Raw genomic sequence first — 17,592 nt, forward strand, 5'->3', positions numbered from 1 at the left:
GACTCTCCTTCGCTCGCGTTCTGGGCGGTACGAAGAAAAGCCTCCCCGGATTACCTGACATCCTCGGTCAGGTAATCCGGGGAGGCGGGCACCGATCTCCCGGTGCTACTTCGCGACGGCCTTGCGGTCGCGCATCTCCCGGAACAGCGAGATGCCCACCACCAGGGCCGCGACCAGCAACGACAGCACGACCTGCTCGCGGGCGGTGTCGTCGGTCAGCATGTAGACGAGGACGAAGGAGATCATCGCGATCGTCGCCCAGGTGAGGTACGGGAACAGCCACATCCGTACGACCAGCTTGCCGGGGGTCTCGCGCAGGATGATCCCGCGCATCCGCAGCTGGGTGAAGCAGATGACCAGCCACACGAACAGCGCGACCGCGCCGGAGGAGTTCAGCAGGAACTGGAACACCGTGTCGGGCCACTGGTAGTTGAAGAACACCGCCACGAAGCCGAAGACGACCGAGGACAGGATCGCCGCCTGCGGCACACCGCGCTTGTTGACCCGGGCGAAGGACTTCGGCGCGTCGCCCCGCTCGCCGAGCGAGAACGCCATCCGGGAGGCGGTGTAGAGGCCCGAGTTGAGGCAGGACAGCACGGCCGTCAGCACGATGAAGTCCATGACCTGCCCGGCGTGCGGGATCCCGATCACGTCGAGGGCGGCGACGTAGCTGCCCTTCTCGACGATCGACGGGTCGTTCCACGGCAGCAGCGTCAGCACCACGAAGATCGAGCCGAGGTAGAAGACGGCGATACGCCAGATCACGCTGTTGGTGGCCTTGGAGACGGCCCGCTGCGGGTCCGCCGACTCGCCGGCGGCCAGCGTCACGATCTCACTGCCCATGAACGAGAAGACGACCATCAGCACACCGGTCAGGATCGCGCCGGGCCCCTCGGGGAAGAACCCGCCGGTGTCCGTCAGATGCGCCAGCCCCGACCCGGCGTTGTCCGACCCCGGCAGGAACCCGAAGACCGCGAGCAGGCCGATCACCACGAACGCGCCGATCGCCACGACCTTGATCCCGGCGAACCAGAACTCGAACTCGCCGTAACTGCCCACCGAGACCAGGTTGGTGGCGGTCAGCACGACCATCACGATCAGCGCCCAGGCCCACTGGGGGACCCCCGGGATCCAGCTCTCCAGGATCTTCGCGCCCGCGGTGGCCTCGACGGCGAGCACCACGACCCAGAAGAACCAGTAGAGCCAGCCGATGGAGAAACCGGCCCAACGGCCGAGCGCCTGGTCGGCGTAGGCGGAGAAGGAGCCGGAGCTCGGCCGGGCGGCGGCCATCTCGCCGAGCATCCGCATCACGAGGACGACCATCAGGCCGACCATCGCGTACGACAGCAGGATCGCCGGGCCCGCGGCCGCGATCCCCGCGCTGGAGCCCACGAAGAGCCCGGCGCCGATCACACCCCCGATCGCGATCATCGAGAGGTGGCGGTTCTTCAGGCCTGCCTGAAGCCCGCCCGACGAGTCCGGCCGGTCCGGCTCACCGGGCTCCTGGCCCGGCTTCGCCAGCGTCGTCTGCGACGTCATGGGGGGAATCCTTACGTTTGGTGCGTGAGGGTATGCCCTGCTCCGCCGTGGGGTGGTGCGGAGACAAGGCCACGCATTCAAGCCCGGAAAGACGCGGAAGCGGAACCCCCTCTTTCGGATCGTTTGCCCGATCGTTGCCCGAGTGGCGTCGGCCACATCGGACGCGGCGGGAGGCCCCGACCCCGCTGACGGTTACCCCGCGAAGTTCGTGCCACACTTCGCACCATGCGCGTGTACCTCGGATCCGACCATGCCGGCTACGAACTCAAGAACCACCTCGTCGAGTGGCTCGGCGCCCACGGCCACGAGGCCGTCGACTGCGGCCCCCACATCTACGACGCCCAGGACGACTACCCGCCGTTCTGCCTGCGCGCCGCCGAGAAGACGGCCGCCGACCCGGACAGCCTCGGCATCGTGATCGGCGGCTCCGGCAACGGCGAGCAGATCGCCGCCAACAAGGTCAAGGGCGTCCGCGCCGCACTGGCCTGGAGCGAGCAGACCGCCGCCCTCGGCCGTGAGCACAACAACGCCAACGTCGTGGCGATCGGCGGCCGGATGCACACGGTCGAGGAATCCACGAAGTTCGTCGAGATCTTCCTCGCCACGCCGTACTCGAACGAGGAGCGCCACACGCGCCGCATCGAGATGCTCACGGCGTACGAGAACACCGGCGAGCTCCCCCCGATCCCCGCCCACCACCCGCAGCAGGGCTGACCCCGCCCCCACCCCTTGCGTGCCGCCGGGTCCCGGACCCGGCGGCACGGCCATGCCACCGCCCGTCCTCGTCGCAGTCGCAGGAGCCCCACCGTGCCCGAGGGACACACCATCCGCCGTCTCGCCGACGACCACGCCGAAAGGTTCGCGGGCGCGCCGGTCCGGGTGACCAGCCCGCAGGGGAAGTTCTCCGACAGCGCGGCCCTGCTCGACGGGCGGACCCTGACCGCCACCGACGCCCACGGCAAGCACCTCTTCCTCGGCTTCGGCGACACCGGCTGGGTCCACATCCACCTCGGCCTCTTCGGCAAGCTCGGCTTCGGCGCCGCCCCGCCCCCGCCGCCCACCGACACCGTCCGCCTCCGCCTGGTCAACGCCGCTCACCACGCGGATCTGCGCGGCCCCACCACCTGCGCCCTGATCACCGAGCCCGAGAAGCGCGCGATACACGAGCGCCTGGGCCCCGACCCGCTGCGCGGCGACGAGGACGGCGAGCGGGCCTGGCAGCGGATCTCCCGCAGCCGGACCACGATCGCCGCCCTCTTGATGGACCAGAAGGTCATCGCGGGCGTCGGCAACGTGTACCGCGCCGAGGTCCTCTTCCGCCACGGCATCGACCCCTACCGCGCGGGCCGGGACCTCACCCGCGCCACGTGGGACACGATCTGGGCGGACCTGGGGGACCTGATGCGCGAAGGCGTGCGGAACAACCGGATCGACACCGTCCGCCCCGAACACCTCCCCGAGGCCATGGGCCGCCCGCCCCGCAAGGACGACCACGGCGGCGAGGTCTACGTCTACCGCCGCGCCAACCTCCCCTGCCACATCTGCGGTACGGAGATCCGCACCGCGGACCTGGTCTCCCGCAACCTCTTCTGGTGCCCCCGGTGCCAGCCCTCCGGACCCTCCGACGACTGACGTCCCGCCCCGCGCACCCGTGTCATATGCCAGACGAAAACGGCTCCCGGCGCACGGACGGTCCCCTTTCGAGCACATTGTCACCGGGGTCCCCCTGCACCGGAGGCGTCCGGGTGGATAAGGTCCCGGCAGTGGCCCGTAGCGGAGGAGTAGACGACTTCGGGGCCCGGTGGCGCAGGAAATGGCACCGGGCCCGCATCGGCCTGCGCCGATCCGGGGTCGACTACTTCCGCGGCGACGGCTCCGACTGGATCGCCCTGGCAGGCCTGCTGCTGACGATCCCCGCCATCACCCTCGCCACCGTCGCGAGCCCGGTCTGGATCGACCCGGCCGCCCTCGCCCTGCCCATCGTGGCGGGCGGCCTGCTGCTGCGCCCCGCCAGCCTGCTGGGCCTCTACGCGACGGCCGCCGGCGCCCTGATCCTCGAGGCGCTCACGCTCGGCCCGTACCTGGACGGCCCCGCCCGGGTCACCCCCGGCACGGTGCTCGTCGTCGCCGCCTGCGGCTTCTTCGGGCTGATCCTGGCCCAGTTCCGGGCCCGGGTCGGCGTGCCCTGGCGGCGCGGCGGCACGATGCTCTTCGACCTGCGCGAACGCATCCGGGTCCAGAGCTCCCTGCCCCGGCTGCCCCAGGGCTGGCACCGCGAGATGGCCCTGCGCCCGGCCGGCGGACAGTCGTTCTCCGGGGACTTCGTCGTCGCGGCCCGCACCCACGGGGGCCGCACCCTGGAGGCCGTCCTCACCGACGTCTCCGGCAAGGGCATGGACGCGGGCTCCCGGGCCCTGCTGCTGTCCGGCGCCTTCGGCGGACTGCTCGGCTCGCTGCCCCCGCACGCCTTCCTGCCCGCCGCCAACGGCTACCTGCTGCGCCAGGACTGGGACGAGGGCTTCGCCACCTCGATCCACCTGGTGCTGGACCTGGAATCGGGCGACTACGAGATCTTCTCCGCGGGCCATCCGCCCGCTCTCCAACTGCACGCGAACACGGGGCAGTGGGAGGAGAAGTCCGGGGAGGGACCCCTGCTCGGCGTCTACGACGGGGCCGAGTTCGACGCGGTGAAGGGATCGCTCGCCCCCGGCGACGTCCTGATGCTGTTCACCGACGGACTGGTGGAGGCCGCCGACCGCGACATCGCGGAGGGCATCGACCGGCTGACGGGCGAGGCCGACCGCTATGTCTCCACCGGTTTCGAGGGCGCGGCCTGGCACCTGATCGAGGCCTGCGCCAAGGACGTCAACGACGACCGCGCCCTGCTGCTCCTCTCCCGCCGGGCCTGAGCCGCCCTGCGGCCGGGCCACGGGCGCCGGGCGGCACACCGAGGAGCGGCGGCCACCGGACGCCGAACGGCGGAGAGGCGCCCGTCACCCGGAGACCGGGTATCGGGGCGCCTCTCCGCCGTTCGCCGTCGTTCAGACCGAGACCGGTACCTGCTTCTGATCCTGGTCGTCGTCCTTCTTGCCGCCGCCCGGCAGGATGCGGGCCAGCCAGTGGGAGCGTCCGGCGGCCAGCGGCGCGAGGACGGCGAGCAGGAGGACGTAGCCGGCGATGAACGGCGAGAGCCGCTCGTCCAGTCCGGCGGCGGCGGCCATCGTGGCCAGGATGAGCGCGAACTCACCGCGGGCGACCAGGGTGGTGGCGATGTTGGACGTGGCCTGCGCGCCGAAGGAGTACACCTTCGCCGCGGCGAACCCGGCCGCGATGTTCATGGCGAGCGTCAGCACCACGGCGGCCAGCACCGGCCACAGCACGCTCGGGAGGTCGCCCGGGTCGATGGAGAGACCGAAGGCGAAGAAGAAGATCGCGCCGAACGCGTCGCGGAGCGGGTGGACCAGCTTCAGGATGCGGTCGGCGGACGAGGTGGAGCCGAGCATCAGGCCGACCATGAAGGCGCCGATCGCGTCGGCGACGCCGAACATCTCCGAGACACCGGCGACGAAGACGGCGACGCCCAGGAAGGAGATGACGAGCAGCTCGTCGTCCTTGGTGTTCATGAGCTTGCCGATGAGCTTCGTGCCGAACCGGGCCGCGAGGGCGAGCAGCAGCAGGAAGCCGAAGGCCTTGCCGCCGTCGATCAGGGCGGCCGAGAGGCTGTCCGCACCGGACAGGATCGGCTGGAGCGCCGCGAGGTACAGGGCCAGGAAGATGTCCTCGACGACGATGATGCCGAGGATCGGCCGGGTCTCCGGATTCCCGATGCGCCCGAGGTCCACCAGGATCTTGGTGACGATCGCGGAGGAGGAGATACCGAGGACACCGGCGAGGACCAGCGCCTCCGCGGTTCCCCAGCCCAGCGCGAAGCCGAAGACGAGACCGGCGCCGACGTTCAGCAGGAGATACGTCCCGCCGGCGATGGCCATCTTCCGGCCGCCCGTCTTGAGGTCGTCCATGTGGAACTCGAGCCCCAGGTAGAAGAGCAGGAGGACGAGTCCCAGCGCGGAGAGCATCTCCAGGTCGTGCGGGTTCTTCAGAAGCGTGTAGCCGGGGGTGTGCGGACCCAGGAGGATCCCGGCCAGGATGAACAAGGGAATCGTCGGCAGCCCGATGCGGCCGCCGAGGCGGGCGAGGACGGCAGCGGCCAGGAAGGCGCCGCCCATGGCGAGGAGGGTGTCTGCGTGTCCGATGAGCCTGATCCTTCGGGGTCGGTCAAGAGCTGGTCAAGGGCGTATTAAGAATCCATCAGTAATTAGTTTACCGAACGATTGACCCTGCAACTATGGGTCCGTCAGATTGTCAGCTTTTGTCGTTTTTGAATCCCTTGAGAGGTCGCCGACGGGTGACGTCAACAGCCCGACGGAGCAGCCGAGTTCGGCTGAGACCCCGAAGCGGGCCCGGACGCGGTTCCGGGCCGTCGAGCCGCACGCGGTCGTAGGCTCGGCCCATGACCGGACACCATCTGAGCCTCGCCGAGGTGGAGGCCATCGCCCGCGAGGCCCACGCGCTCCAGACCGACAAGGCGGGCCGTCCGTACGCGGAACACCTGGCGGCCGTGGCCGAAGGTGTACGGGTGCGGGGCGGCGACGACGGGCAGATCGCGGCGGCCTGGCTGCACGACGCGATCGAGGACGACGCGCTCCCCGTGGAGTGGCTGGCCGCCGCCGCCCTGCCGCAGGCGGTGAAGGACATGGTCCTGGCGGTGACCAAGCGGCCGGGCGAGGCGCTGTCCTCGTACACCGCGCGGATCCTGGCCACTCCGGGCGCGCTGCTCGTCAAGGAGGCGGACCTCGCCCACAATGCGGATCCCGGGCGCCTGGCGGTCCTGGAAGCGGCGACGCGTACCCGACTGACGGCGAAATATGCGCAGGTACGCGCGCTGTTGGGGCTGGTCGGCGACGTGTCGCCCCCGGACCGAAAGAATCCGGCCAACCCCGAGACGCGCTGATCCACCCGCGGCGGGGCCGGCGGGTGGATCAGGGGGAGCGGCGGGGCGGTGGCGGGCGGTTCCGTGAACGGCCGGCCCGCCGGGGGCTCAGCGCCCCGCGGGATCCTTCCGGAACGCCCACTTCATGTCCGGCTCGGTGGCCCACTTCAGGGCGCGTCCCACCAGGGGGGTGCACATGAGCGTCACGGCCACCGCGGCGGTGAGCGAGACGACGACCAGTCCGGCCGGTTCGGAGAGCCAGGTGTAGCGGTCGAACAGGCCCGCGTACTCGGCCCCCTTGACCAGGAAACCGTGCAGCAGGTAGCCGCAGATCGTTCCGGCGCCGAGCACCGTGAACCACCGGGCCCTGCCGGGCACCCAGGCCAGGAAGGCGACCGTCAGCGCCAGGGCGCAGCCGAACATCGCGAACGTCATCACCGCGCCGGACCACCACGGCGCGTCCATCTCCTGCGCGCTGTTGGCGCGGTAGAACCAGCCGAGCTCCATGCGCGGGGCGACCCAGTACGCGAAGGCCAGCGCGCCGGCGAGCAGCGGCAGCGACAGCAGCCGCACCTCGCGCCGCCTGACCAGCCGGAAGTGCTCGGGCTTCATCAGCAGGCCGAGCACGAAGAACGGCAGGAACTGGAGGACCCGCTGGAGGTCGAGGTCGTCGCCGATCTCGGGAGAGATCGAGGCGAGCACGGCGACGGCGAGAGCCACGGGCAGCGGGTGGCGCAGCGAGAGCCAGATCGGTGTGGTCACACGCCAGATGAACAGGGCGATCAGGAACCAGGTGAGGAAGAACGGGTCGATCAGACTGATCGCCATGTCGGGCGCATCGTCCGCGTACCGCTTGAAGAGCGAATAGGCCGTCTCGAACAGGACGTACGGCACCACGACGCTGGTGAGCAGCCGCTTCACCTTGGGCGCCGTCATGTCGAACGACCGGGAGAAGTAGCCGGAGATGAGGATGAAGGCCGGCATGTGGAACGTGTACACGACCATGTACAGCGCCCGGGTGGCCCGGCTGCCGTCCATCACGGGTTCCCAGGCGTGCGCCACCGCGACGAGAACGATGGCCAGATACTTCACATTGTCGAAGTAGGGGTCGCGTTTCCTGGCCGCCGCGGGCGCCGGAGCGGCGGCGCCCCGAGCGCTGGTCCCGGGGGCCGGGCGGGGGGCGGTGGCGGTGGGCGTCTGCTCGTGTCTGGGCTCCGGATCCCGGGTCGCCGGGGGGAGCGGAGCCCTCTGAATTGCGCTCGGAGCTTGGAACATCTAAGGCACCTTAGACCGGTCGATTGCCTTGCGTAAAACTGCGCGGAGATATCGCGTCTTCCCCTCTATTCGAATGTGAAACCGTCGAACACCGCCCGCTATGACACCATTGATCCCCCTTAAACAGGGCATATCGGCCGGGAGTTGACGCAAGTGAATTGCGTCGCATCCACGCGGTCAATTGCCTGTGAATGAAGTGTGGGGATGCGGAAACGATCACTGTGGTGGATATTCGGCCGCGGAGATTTCACAGCCGGCGCACAGGGAGCCCGAGGGGCCGCCGATCCCGGGCGCCTTCCGCCCGGTTCCCCGGCGCGGCACGGGTGGGGCCACGCGCCGCGCCCCGCCGCGGAGGTGGGGCCGACCCTCGAAGGTTGGCGGGATCCCGTCAGTCGGTTCCGTCACCCGGCAGCAACCACGGGGGAGTTGGTGGCACGATGGGGGTGACGGGGCGCGCGGTGGTGCACGCTTCCGGGCCGGCAAGGCGGACCGACCGAGGGTGTGATCAGGCGTGGCTATTTCACTGTCTATGGTGCTGCTGTTCGCGGTCATCCTGGTGGTAATGATCCGTAGTGGCTCCATCAAGCCCGGTCCCGCGCTGGTCGCCGTGCTCTTCGGCTTCTTCCTGGCGTCGACCGGCATGGCGCCGTCGATCAACAGGTTCATGAACTCGATAGCCGACACCATCAACCAGATCAGCTTCTGAGGCCGATCGGCCGCCGGGGCCCCGCGACGCACGGGGCCGAGGACGCACGAGGGCCGGGCCGGAGGATCATCCTCCGGCCCGGCCCTCGACTGCGTGGAGCGGGCGACGGGAATCGAACCCGCGTAGCTAGTTTGGAAGACTAGGGCTCTACCATTGAGCTACGCCCGCAAGCGTCGCACCGCAGGTCCGTGGACCGCGGCACGAACAGCATCGTAGCGGGTCGGCGGCGGTGCCCGCACACCCGTTGTGCCGGCGCCCCGGGCGGACCCGCACCGGCCCCCCGGACATCGCCCCGCAAAGGGGCGGAACCACGGCTCCGGTGCATGTACCCTACGTGTCGCACCGACGGGGTGTGGCGCAGCTTGGTAGCGCGTCCGCTTTGGGAGCGGAAGGTCGTCGGTTCGAATCCGGCCACCCCGACCACCAGCAAGATCGCATTGTGGGAGTCATCCTCCTTGCCGTTACTATGCAAAATGCGTGCCCGTGTGTCTGATGTACCGGGCTCGGTCCGCGAAGCCGCCAATCGGCGGCCCAGCAGAACCCCAAGAAGTCAGCCACCAAGGAGACCGAACCGTGAAGAGCGCCGTGGAGACCCTGAACCCGACCCGGGTTCGGCTCAGCATCGAGGTGCCCTTCGAGGAGCTCAAGGACAGCCTCGACGCGGCGTACAAGAAGATCAACCAGCAGGTCACGGTGAAGGGCTTCCGCAAGGGCAAGATCCCCGCCCGGGTCATCGACCAGCGGTTCGGCCGCGGTGCGGTGCTGGAGGAGGCGGTCAACGACGCCCTCCCGAAGTTCTACACCGAGGCGGTCAACGAGGGTGAGCTGAACGTCCTCGGCCAGCCCGAGGTCGACATCACCGAGCTGAAGGACGGCGAGCTGCTGGCCTTCACCGCCGAGGTCGACGTGCGCCCCGAGATCGAGATCCCGGACTACTCCGGCATCGAGGTCACCGTCGACGCGCTCGAGGTCACCGACGAAGAGGTCGAGAAGGCCGTGGAGCAGCTCCGCGAGCGCTTCGCCGCCACCAACCCGGTCGAGCGCGCCGCCGCCGACGGCGACGTCGTCACGATCGACCTGCAGGCCAAGGTCGACGGCGAGGTCCTGGAGGACGGCGTGGCCGACGGTGTCTCGTACACCATCGGTTCCGGCGAGCTCCTCGACGGCATCGACGAGGCCGTGACCGGCCTGGAGGCGGGTGGCGAGGCCACCTTCACCTCGCAGCTGAAGGGCGGCTCCGCCGAGGGCAAGGACGCGGAGGTCACCGTCAAGGTCACCGCCGTCGCCGCCCGTGAGCTCCCCGAGCTGGACGACGACTTCGCCCAGATGGCCAGCGAGTTCGACACGCTGGAGGAGCTGAAGGCCGACAGCCGCAAGCGCCTGGAGACCACCAAGCAGTACGACCAGGCCACCCAGGCCCAGGAGCGCGTCCTGGAGGAGCTGCTGAAGCTCGCCGAGGTCCCGATCCCGGAGAAGCTGCTCGCGGACGAGGTCCAGACCCGCAAGCACAACCTGGAGCACCACCAGCTCGGTCAGATGGGCCTCGACCTGGAGAAGTACCTCGAGATCCAGGGCAAGACCCTGGAGGAGTTCGAGAACGAGACCTCCGAGCAGGCCATCAAGGGCATCAAGACCCAGTTCATCCTTGACGAGCTCGTCAACAAGGAGAAGCTGAACGTCAACCAGGAGGAGCTCACCGAGCACCTCATGCGGCGCGCCGCCTCCTCCGGCATGAGCCCGGACCAGTTCGCCCAGGCCGTCGTCGAGGGTGGCCAGGTGCCGATGCTCGTCGGCGAGGTCGCCCGCGGCAAGGCGCTCGCCGTCGTCGTCGAGGCCGCCAAGGTCGTCGACACCAACGGCGAGGTCGTCGACCTCGAAGACGACGAGGAGGCCGCGGAGGCCGCCGCCGAGACCACGGAGGCGCCCGCCGAGGCCGCCGCCGAGGACAAGGCGGAGGACAAGAAGGCCGAGGAGAAGAACGAGGCCTGAGCCTCGTCCCGATCCCAGGACGGCCTTCGCGCCGACCGGCACGACGGGCCCCGGACGCTCCACGCGTCCGGGGCCCGTCGCCGTATCGCCCCGTGGAGCGTCGTATCGCTGTACGAGGCCCGGAACCCTTGTGCCCACTGCGGACCTTGCGCTCCCAGCGAACAGTTGCGGAAGCGGGATGGCGTTGTCCCACCTGCGCGTTAGGGTCCATGAAGAGGAAGGGTGGGGCAGTGGCTTCACCCGCCCGGTACGAAGACGCTGAGACGGCCGGAGCCGTCAGAGACGAGCAGGTGGATACGTGACGAATCTGATGCCCTACGCCGCCGGAGAGCCGTCCCTCGGTGGAGGCCTCGGTGACCAGGTCTACAGCCGACTGCTCGGCGAGCGCATCATCTTCCTCGGTCAGCAGGTCGACGATGACATCGCCAACAAGATCACCGCACAGCTTCTCCTCCTTGCCGCGGAGCCCGACAAGGACATCTACCTCTACATCAACAGCCCCGGCGGTTCGGTGACGGCCGGCATGGCGGTCTACGACACCATGCAGTACATCCCGAACGACGTGGTCACCATCGGCATGGGCATGGCCGCCTCCATGGGCCAGTTCCTGCTCACCGGCGGTGCCGCGGGCAAGCGTTTCGCGCTCCCGAACACCGACATCCTCATGCACCAGGGTTCGGCCGGTATCGGCGGCACGGCCTCGGACATCAAGATCCAGGCGCAGTACCTGCTCCGCACCAAGACGCGGATGGCCGAGATCACCGCGCACCACTCCGGCCAGACCGTCGAGACGATCATCCGCGACGGCGACCGCGACCGCTGGTACACGGCGGAGGAGGCCAAGGACTACGGCCTCATCGACGAGATCATCACGGTCGCGTCGGGCATCCCGGGCGGCGGCGGCACCGGTGCCTGATCCGGTTCCCACCGGACCGGCCGCACCCCCTCCCGTACGCCTCCCGTACGCCGAGACCTCCAGCCCACAGAACGCCACCAGGATGGTGAAGACCCACATGAACAACTACACCGGCGCCTCCGCGAGCGGCCTCTACACCGGCCCGCAGGTGGACAACCGCTACGTCGTCCCGCGCTTCGTGGAGCGCACCTCGCAGGGCGTGCGCGAGTACGACCCGTACGCGAAGCTGTTCGAGGAGCGCGTGATCTTCCTGGGCGTCCAGATCGACGACGCCTCGGCCAACGACGTCATGGCGCAGCTGCTGTGCCTGGAGTCGATGGACCCCGACCGCGACATCTCGATCTACATCAACAGCCCCGGCGGCTCGTTCACCGCGCTCACCGCGATCTACGACACGATGCAGTTCGTGAAGCCGGACATCCAGACGGTCTGCATGGGCCAGGCCGCCTCCGCCGCCGCCGTCCTGCTCGCCGCGGGCACCCCGGGCAAGCGCATGGCGCTCCCGCACGCCCGGGTGCTCATCCACCAGCCGTCCTCGCAGACGGGCCGCGAGCAGCTCTCCGACCTGGAGATCGCGGCCAACGAGATCCTCCGCATGCGTACGCAGCTGGAGCAGATGCTGGCCCGCCACTCGACCACCCCGCTGGAGAAGATCAGCGAGGACATCGAGCGCGACAAGATCCTCACGGCCGAGGACGCCCTGGCGTACGGTCTGGTGGACCAGATCGTTTCCACCCGCAAGACCACCGCGGGCGCATCGCTCTGACGTCGGTCTTTCCCCTTGGCACATTCCGTTTGCGCGGCCACGGCCGTGTGAACCGTGCCAAGGGGGGCCCGAACGGGGGCCCAGGCAAGGTACCGTCGGATAGAGGCACCAGGAGCCGCTGAACCAGGCGTCTCCCAGGCGAAGGGGATTCACCTCGTGGCACGCATCGGTGATGGCGGAGACCTGCTCAAGTGCTCGTTCTGCGGAAAGAGCCAGAAGCAGGTGAAGAAGCTCATCGCGGGACCCGGTGTGTACATCTGCGACGAGTGCATCGATCTCTGCAACGAGATCATCGAGGAGGAGCTCGCGGAGACGAGCGAGGTGCGCTGGGAGGAGCTTCCCAAGCCTCGCGAGATCTACGAGTTCCTGGAGGGGTACGTCGTCGGGCAGGAGCCCGCGAAGAAGGCCCTCTCGGTCGCGGTGTACAACCACTACAAGCGGGTCCAGGCCGGGGAGAACGGCGGCGGCGCCGGTCGCGAGGACGCGATCGAGCTCGCCAAGTCGAACATCCTCCTGCTGGGCCCCACGGGTTCCGGCAAGACGCTGCTCGCGCAGACGCTGGCCCGCATGCTCAACGTGCCGTTCGCCATCGCGGACGCCACGGCGCTGACGGAGGCCGGCTATGTCGGCGAGGACGTCGAGAACATCCTGCTCAAGCTGATCCAGGCGGCCGACTACGACGTCAAGAAGGCCGAGACCGGGATCATCTACATCGACGAGATCGACAAGGTCGCCCGCAAGAGCGAGAACCCGTCGATCACCCGCGATGTCTCCGGCGAGGGCGTCCAGCAGGCCCTGCTGAAGATCCTGGAGGGCACCACCGCCTCCGTACCGCCGCAGGGCGGACGCAAGCACCCGCACCAGGAGTTCATCCAGATCGACACGACGAACGTGCTGTTCATCGTGGGCGGCGCGTTCTCCGGGCTGGAGAAGATCATCGAGTCCCGGGCGGGCGCCAAGGGCATCGGCTTCGGCGCCACGATCCGCTCCAAGCTGGAGATCCAGGCGAGCGACCAGTTCCAGGAGGTCATGCCGGAGGACCTGGTGAAGTTCGGGATGATCCCGGAGTTCATCGGCCGTCTCCCCGTGCTGACCTCGGTCCACAACCTGGACCGCGAGGCCCTGCTCCAGATCCTCATCGAGCCGCGCAACGCCCTGGTCAAGCAGTACCAGCGCCTCTTCGAACTCGACGGTGTGGAGCTGGACTTCGAGCGCGAGGCGTTGGAGGCCATCGCCGACCAGGCGATCCTGCGCCAGACCGGCGCACGCGGTCTGCGCGCGATCATGGAGGAAGTCCTCCAGTCCGTGATGTACGAGGTCCCGTCCCGCAAGGACGTCGCCCGCGTCGTCATCACCCCGGACGTCGTCCGCAACAACGTCAACCCGACGCTGGTCCCGCGCGAGCCGCGCACCATCGGCAAGAACGACGGCGGCCGGCACGAGAAGTCGGCCTAGCCGCAGCGGACTCCGCCACGCCGAAGGGGCGCCCACCGGATGAACCGGTGGGCGCCCCTTCGACGTTGAGCGATCGGATCAGAGCTGTTCGGATCAGATCTTGGTGCGGGAGGTGTCGTAGAGCTTGGCGGCGAGCGAGGCCATGTCCTCCAGCGGCACGGACTTCTCGGTCAGCGCCGAGGCGACGTCGACGCCCGCCACGATGCCGACCGTGCTGTAGTCGGCCCAGATGCAGACCGGCATGGCGAACTCCTTCGGCCCCTTCGTGGAGCCGGAGCTGCCCTGGCTGGTGTCCACCTTGAGCTCCTGGCACTTCATCAGCGCGCCGTCGAGGCCCTCCGGCTTGAACTCCTTGGGGCTGCCCACCCAGGAGGCCTTGTTGCCGCCGCTGGTGGTGCCGCCGGCGTCCTTGGTCATGTTCTTCTCGGCCTTGGCGAACGCGCCGTCGAGCGTCTTCGCCGGATCCGAGACCTCGCCCCAGACGCCCTCGAAGATGAGCAGTTTCTGCGCCAGCGGATTGTCCTTGCTGCCGCTCTGGTACTGCGCGCCCGCCTTGTTGGCGTCCTTGACGCCCATGGCCTCGGCCTCGGCCTTGTCCTGACCGGTGGCCGGGCCGGACTCCGCGGGCTTGGACGCGTCCTTCGTGTAGTCCTCCACGGACGCCGGGGGCGTCAGCTTGTACCCCTTCGTGGAGTCCGCCACATCACCGCTGCCGCCGCCGGAGGTCAGGAAGTACACCCCGCCCGCGATGACCGCCAGGGCCACCACGGCCACGCCCACGATCAGGCCGGTCTTCTTCTTCGGCTGCTGCGGGGGCTGGGCCCCGTACGCCGGCTGCCCGCCGTAGGGCGGGGTGGGCGGCTGCTGGCCGTAGGGGCCGGGCTGCTGCGCCTGCGGGTAGCCGTAACCCTGCTGCGGCTGCGCGTACGGGTTCGGCTGCTGCGGCGGAACGCCCTGAGGGGCCTGCTGCGGGTAGCCGTAGCCGGGCTGGCCCTGCGGAGGGCCCTGGGGCGGCGGGGCGCCGTACGGACCCGGCTGCTGCCCGTACGGTCCGGGCTGGCCCTGCGGCGGCTGCCCGCCGTACGGGCCCGGCTGGTTGTAGCTCATCGCTGTGTCCCCTCCAGAATTCCTTATGCGTTGCGAACATCCTGACCGAAGCGGCCCTGACATGGGGGATCGGGTGGGACACCGTTACTGAACCCATCCGTTTCAGTGCAGACCTGTGACGGCCCTAAACTGTCTCCCGTGACCGAGAACTCATCGCAGCAGCCAGCCAGCAACCCCGAACTGCCGACCACGTACGCGCCGGCCGATGTAGAGGGGAAGCTGTACGAGCGCTGGGTAGAGCGTGGTTACTTCGAAGCCGACGAGCACAGCGACAAGCCGCCCTACAGCATCGTCATCCCGCCGCCGAACGTCACCGGCTCCCTCCACCTGGGCCACGCCTTCGAGCACACCCTGATCGACGCCCTCGTCCGCCGGAAGCGGATGCAGGGCTTCGAGGCGCTGTACCAGCCGGGCATGGACCACGCCGGCATCGCCACCCAGAACGTCGTCGAGCGCGAGCTCGGCAAGGAGGGCAAGTCCCGCCACGACCTGGGCCGCGAGGCCTTCGTCGAGCGCGTCTGGCAGTGGAAGAACGAGTCCGGCGGCCAGATCTCCGGCCAGATGCGCCGCCTCGGCGAGGGCGTCGCCTGGTCCCGCGAGCGCTTCACCATGGACGAGGGTCTGTCCAAGGCCGTCCAGACCGTCTTCAAGCAGATGTACGACGACGGGCTCATCTACCGCGCCGAGCGCATCATCAACTGGTGCCCCCGCTGTCTCACCGCGATCTCCGACATCGAGGTCGAGTACCAGGAGGACGACGGCGAGCTCGTCTCCATGACGTACGGGGAGGGCGACGAGACCATCGTCGTCGCCACCACCCGCGCGGAGACGATGCTGGGTGACACCGCCGTCGCCGTCCACCCCGACGACGAGCGCTACCGGCACCTGGTCGGCAAGCAGATCAAGCTGCCGCTGACCGACCGCGCCATCCCCGTCGTCGCCGACCACCACGTCGACCCGGAGTTCGGCACCGGCGCGGTCAAGGTGACGCCCGCGCACGACCCGAACGACTTCGAGATCGGCAAGCGCCACGACCTGCCGTTCCTCACGGTCCTGGACGAGCGCGCCGTCATCACCGTGCCGGGCCCCTTCCAGGGACTGGACCGCCTGGAGGCCCGCTCCGCGATCGTCGCCGCCCTGCGCGCCGAGGGCCGGATCGTCGCCGAGAAGCGGCCCTACGTCCACTCGGTGGGGCACTGCTCGCGCTGCAAGACCACCATCGAGCCGCGCCTCTCCCTCCAGTGGTGGGTCAAGGTCGCCCCGCTCGCCCAGGCCGCCGGTGACGCGGTCCGCGACGGCAGCGTCAAGATCCACCCGCAGGAGATGGAGAAGCGGTACTTCGACTGGGTCGACAACCTCCACGACTGGACGATCTCGCGCCAGCTCTGGTGGGGCCACCGCATCCCCGTCTGGTACGGCCCGAACGGCGAGGTCGTCTGCGTCGGCCCCGACGAGGCGCCGCCCACCGGCGAGGGCTGGACCCAGGACAGCGATGTCCTGGACACCTGGTTCTCCTCCGGCCTGTGGCCGTTCTCCACTCTCGGCTGGCCCGAACGGACCGACAGCCTCGCGAAGTTCTATCCGAACTCCGTCCTGGTCACCGGCTACGACATCCTCTTCTTCTGGGTCGCCCGGATGATGATGTTCGGCCTGTACGTCAACGACGGCGTCCCGCCGTTCTCCACCATCGTCCTGCACGGCATGGTCCGCGACGAGCACGGCAAGAAGATGTCGAAGTCCTTCGGGAACGTCGTCAACCCGCTGGACTGGATGGACAAGTACGGCTCCGACGCCCTGCGCTTCACCCTCGCGCGCGGGGCCAACCCCGGCACCGACGTCCCGATCGGCGAGGAGTGGGTCCAGGGTTCGGCGAAGTTCTCCAACAAGATCTGGAACGCCACCCGCTTCGCCCTGATGAACGGCGCCACGATCGAGGGCGACCTGCCCCCGGTCGAGGAGATGTCGGTCACCGACCGCTGGATCCTGTCCCGGCTCAACAAGACGGTCGCGGACGTCGACGCGTTCTACGACGACTTCCAGTTCGCGAAGATCAGCGAGGCGCTGCGCCACTTCGCGTGGGACGAGGTCTTCGACTGGTACGTCGAGCTCTCCAAGACCACCTTCTTCGCGGGCGGCCGTCCGGCCGAGGTCTCGGGCCGGGTCCTCGGCGAGGTCCTCGACGTCATGCTGCGGCTGCTGCACCCGATCGTCCCGTTCGTCACGGAGGCGCTGTGGACCGCGCTCACCGGGCGCGAGTCGATCGTCATCGCCGAGTGGCCGGCCGACTCCGGCTTCCGCGACGACGCGGCCGAGAAGGAGATCGAGCTGGTCCAGCAGGTCGTCACCGAGGTCCGCCGCTTCCGCAACGACCAGGGCCTCCAGCCCGGCCAGAAGGTCCCGGCCGAGCTGGCCCTGACCGGCACGGCGCTCGCCCCGCACGAGGCGGCCATCCGCCAGCTCCTGCGGCTCCAGCCCGCCGGGGACGGCTTCCAGGCCACCGCGTCGCTCCCGGTCGCCGGGGCCACCGTCGCCCTGGACCTCTCCGGCACGATCGACGTGCCGGCCGAGCGCAAGCGCCTCACCAAGGACCTGGAGGCCGCACAGAAGGAGAAGGCCCAGGCCACCGGGAAGCTCGGCAACGAGGCCTTCCTGGCCAAGGCCCCGGACAACGTGGTCGACAAGATCCGCGGCCGGCTCGCCAAGGCCGAGGCCGACATCGAGCGGATCGGCGCCCAGCTGGCGGCGCTCCCGCAGAGCTGATCGGCTGACCGTGGAGCCCCCGCACCCCGACCGACCGGGGAGGCGGGGGCTCCGCCGTACGCCCTCCGGGCCCCGCCCGCCCCACTCCG

Annotated in this window: 14 protein-coding genes and 2 tRNA genes; 11 read left to right on the plus strand and 5 right to left on the minus strand. The window is 69.2% G+C overall.

The genetic code is table 11. The features are described 5' to 3' along the window. Positions 1–105: 105 nt before the first annotated feature. Positions 106–1,539 (minus strand): amino acid permease, encoded by a 1,434-nt coding sequence (locus tag DTB53_RS06625; RefSeq protein WP_003969168.1) that lies wholly within the window; start codon positions 1,537–1,539, stop codon positions 106–108. A 225-nt stretch (positions 1,540–1,764) separates the two neighbouring features. Here DTB53_RS06625 and DTB53_RS06630 point away from each other — a divergent pair, with 225 nt between their 5' ends. From DTB53_RS06630 to DTB53_RS06640, 3 genes are all read left to right on the plus strand, one after another. After that, complete coding sequence (locus DTB53_RS06630; RefSeq protein WP_003969169.1) at positions 1,765–2,253, plus strand: ribose-5-phosphate isomerase; 489 nt, start codon at positions 1,765–1,767, stop codon at positions 2,251–2,253. Between the two features lie 93 nt (positions 2,254–2,346). After that, on the plus strand, positions 2,347–3,171 hold the full coding sequence (locus tag DTB53_RS06635; protein WP_012380971.1) for an Fpg/Nei family DNA glycosylase: 825 nt from the start codon (positions 2,347–2,349) through the stop codon (positions 3,169–3,171). A gap of 131 nt (positions 3,172–3,302) precedes the next feature. Next, positions 3,303–4,448 (plus strand): PP2C family protein-serine/threonine phosphatase, encoded by a 1,146-nt coding sequence (locus DTB53_RS06640; protein ID WP_012380972.1) that lies wholly within the window; start codon positions 3,303–3,305, stop codon positions 4,446–4,448. A gap of 132 nt (positions 4,449–4,580) precedes the next feature. Here the strand turns inward: DTB53_RS06640 and DTB53_RS06645 are convergent, their stop codons facing one another. Continuing rightward, positions 4,581–5,765, minus strand: coding sequence for a cation:proton antiporter (locus DTB53_RS06645; protein WP_012380973.1), 1,185 nt, complete (start codon positions 5,763–5,765; stop codon positions 4,581–4,583). A 284-nt stretch (positions 5,766–6,049) separates the two neighbouring features. Here DTB53_RS06645 and DTB53_RS06650 point away from each other — a divergent pair, with 284 nt between their 5' ends. After that, the gene (locus tag DTB53_RS06650) at positions 6,050–6,550 is read left to right on the plus strand and encodes an HD domain-containing protein (protein WP_003969173.1); all 501 of its coding nucleotides are present in this window, start codon (positions 6,050–6,052) and stop codon (positions 6,548–6,550) included. An 87-nt stretch (positions 6,551–6,637) separates the two neighbouring features. Here the strand turns inward: DTB53_RS06650 and DTB53_RS06655 are convergent, their stop codons facing one another. Further along, positions 6,638–7,804, minus strand: coding sequence for an acyltransferase family protein (locus tag DTB53_RS06655; protein WP_012380974.1), 1,167 nt, complete (start codon positions 7,802–7,804; stop codon positions 6,638–6,640). A gap of 562 nt (positions 7,805–8,366) precedes the next feature. Between DTB53_RS06655 and DTB53_RS06660 the strand changes: the two genes are divergently transcribed. Then, a complete protein-coding gene (locus DTB53_RS06660) occupies positions 8,367–8,510 on the plus strand; it encodes a hypothetical protein (RefSeq protein WP_172595247.1) in 144 nt (47 codons plus the stop codon). A gap of 94 nt (positions 8,511–8,604) precedes the next feature. Here DTB53_RS06660 and DTB53_RS06665 read toward each other — a convergent pair. Beyond that, a tRNA-Gly gene (locus DTB53_RS06665) sits at positions 8,605–8,678 on the minus strand. 178 nt (positions 8,679–8,856) lie between these two features. Here DTB53_RS06665 and DTB53_RS06670 point away from each other — a divergent pair. The 5 genes from DTB53_RS06670 to clpX all read left to right on the plus strand — a co-directional run bounded on the left by DTB53_RS06670 (position 8,857) and on the right by clpX (position 13,636). After that, positions 8,857–8,933 (plus strand) — tRNA-Pro (locus tag DTB53_RS06670). 150 nt (positions 8,934–9,083) lie between these two features. Further along, a complete protein-coding gene (gene tig / locus DTB53_RS06675) occupies positions 9,084–10,499 on the plus strand; it encodes a trigger factor (RefSeq protein ID WP_003969176.1) in 1,416 nt (471 codons plus the stop codon). A gap of 310 nt (positions 10,500–10,809) precedes the next feature. Further along, the gene (locus tag DTB53_RS06680) at positions 10,810–11,415 is read left to right on the plus strand and encodes an ATP-dependent Clp protease proteolytic subunit (RefSeq protein WP_018511477.1); all 606 of its coding nucleotides are present in this window, start codon (positions 10,810–10,812) and stop codon (positions 11,413–11,415) included. 82 nt (positions 11,416–11,497) lie between these two features. Then, positions 11,498–12,181, plus strand: a complete 684-nt coding sequence (locus tag DTB53_RS06685) for an ATP-dependent Clp protease proteolytic subunit (RefSeq protein ID WP_012380976.1) — start codon at positions 11,498–11,500, stop codon at positions 12,179–12,181. 156 nt (positions 12,182–12,337) lie between these two features. After that, positions 12,338–13,636 carry an ATP-dependent Clp protease ATP-binding subunit ClpX gene (gene clpX, locus DTB53_RS06690; protein ID WP_003969179.1) on the plus strand — a complete coding sequence of 433 codons (1,299 nt, stop codon included), beginning with the start codon at positions 12,338–12,340 and terminating at the stop codon, positions 13,634–13,636. Between the two features lie 93 nt (positions 13,637–13,729). On the opposite strand, the gene DTB53_RS06695 is transcribed toward clpX, so the two are convergent. Continuing rightward, positions 13,730–14,743, minus strand: a complete 1,014-nt coding sequence (locus DTB53_RS06695; RefSeq protein ID WP_012380977.1) for a hypothetical protein — start codon at positions 14,741–14,743, stop codon at positions 13,730–13,732. 138 nt (positions 14,744–14,881) lie between these two features. Here DTB53_RS06695 and DTB53_RS06700 point away from each other — a divergent pair, with 138 nt between their 5' ends. Further along, positions 14,882–17,503 (plus strand): valine--tRNA ligase, encoded by a 2,622-nt coding sequence (locus tag DTB53_RS06700; RefSeq protein WP_012380978.1) that lies wholly within the window; start codon positions 14,882–14,884, stop codon positions 17,501–17,503. Positions 17,504–17,592: the final 89 nt, after the last annotated feature.

It is taken from the genome of Streptomyces griseus, assembly GCF_900460065.1.
GTDB lineage: Bacteria > Actinomycetota > Actinomycetes > Streptomycetales > Streptomycetaceae > Streptomyces > Streptomyces griseus.

Excerpts from the sequence above, each read along its gene's own strand:
- DTB53_RS06660 (WP_172595247.1), top strand. The coding sequence starts at position 8,367 with ATGATCCGTAGTGGCTCCATCAAGCCCGGTCCCGCGCTGGTCGCCGTG.
- DTB53_RS06650 (WP_003969173.1), top strand. The coding sequence starts at position 6,050 with ATGACCGGACACCATCTGAGCCTCGCCGAGGTGGAGGCCATCGCCCGC.
- DTB53_RS06695 (WP_012380977.1), bottom strand. The coding sequence starts at position 14,743 with ATGAGCTACAACCAGCCGGGCCCGTACGGCGGGCAGCCGCCGCAGGGC.
- DTB53_RS06630 (WP_003969169.1), top strand. The coding sequence starts at position 1,765 with ATGCGCGTGTACCTCGGATCCGACCATGCCGGCTACGAACTCAAGAAC.
- DTB53_RS06645 (WP_012380973.1), bottom strand. The coding sequence starts at position 5,765 with ATGGGCGGCGCCTTCCTGGCCGCTGCCGTCCTCGCCCGCCTCGGCGGC.
- DTB53_RS06680 (WP_018511477.1), top strand. The coding sequence starts at position 10,810 with ATGCCCTACGCCGCCGGAGAGCCGTCCCTCGGTGGAGGCCTCGGTGAC.
- DTB53_RS06625 (WP_003969168.1), bottom strand. The coding sequence starts at position 1,539 with ATGACGTCGCAGACGACGCTGGCGAAGCCGGGCCAGGAGCCCGGTGAG.
- DTB53_RS06685 (WP_012380976.1), top strand. The coding sequence starts at position 11,498 with ATGGTGAAGACCCACATGAACAACTACACCGGCGCCTCCGCGAGCGGC.
- DTB53_RS06655 (WP_012380974.1), bottom strand. The coding sequence starts at position 7,804 with ATGTTCCAAGCTCCGAGCGCAATTCAGAGGGCTCCGCTCCCCCCGGCG.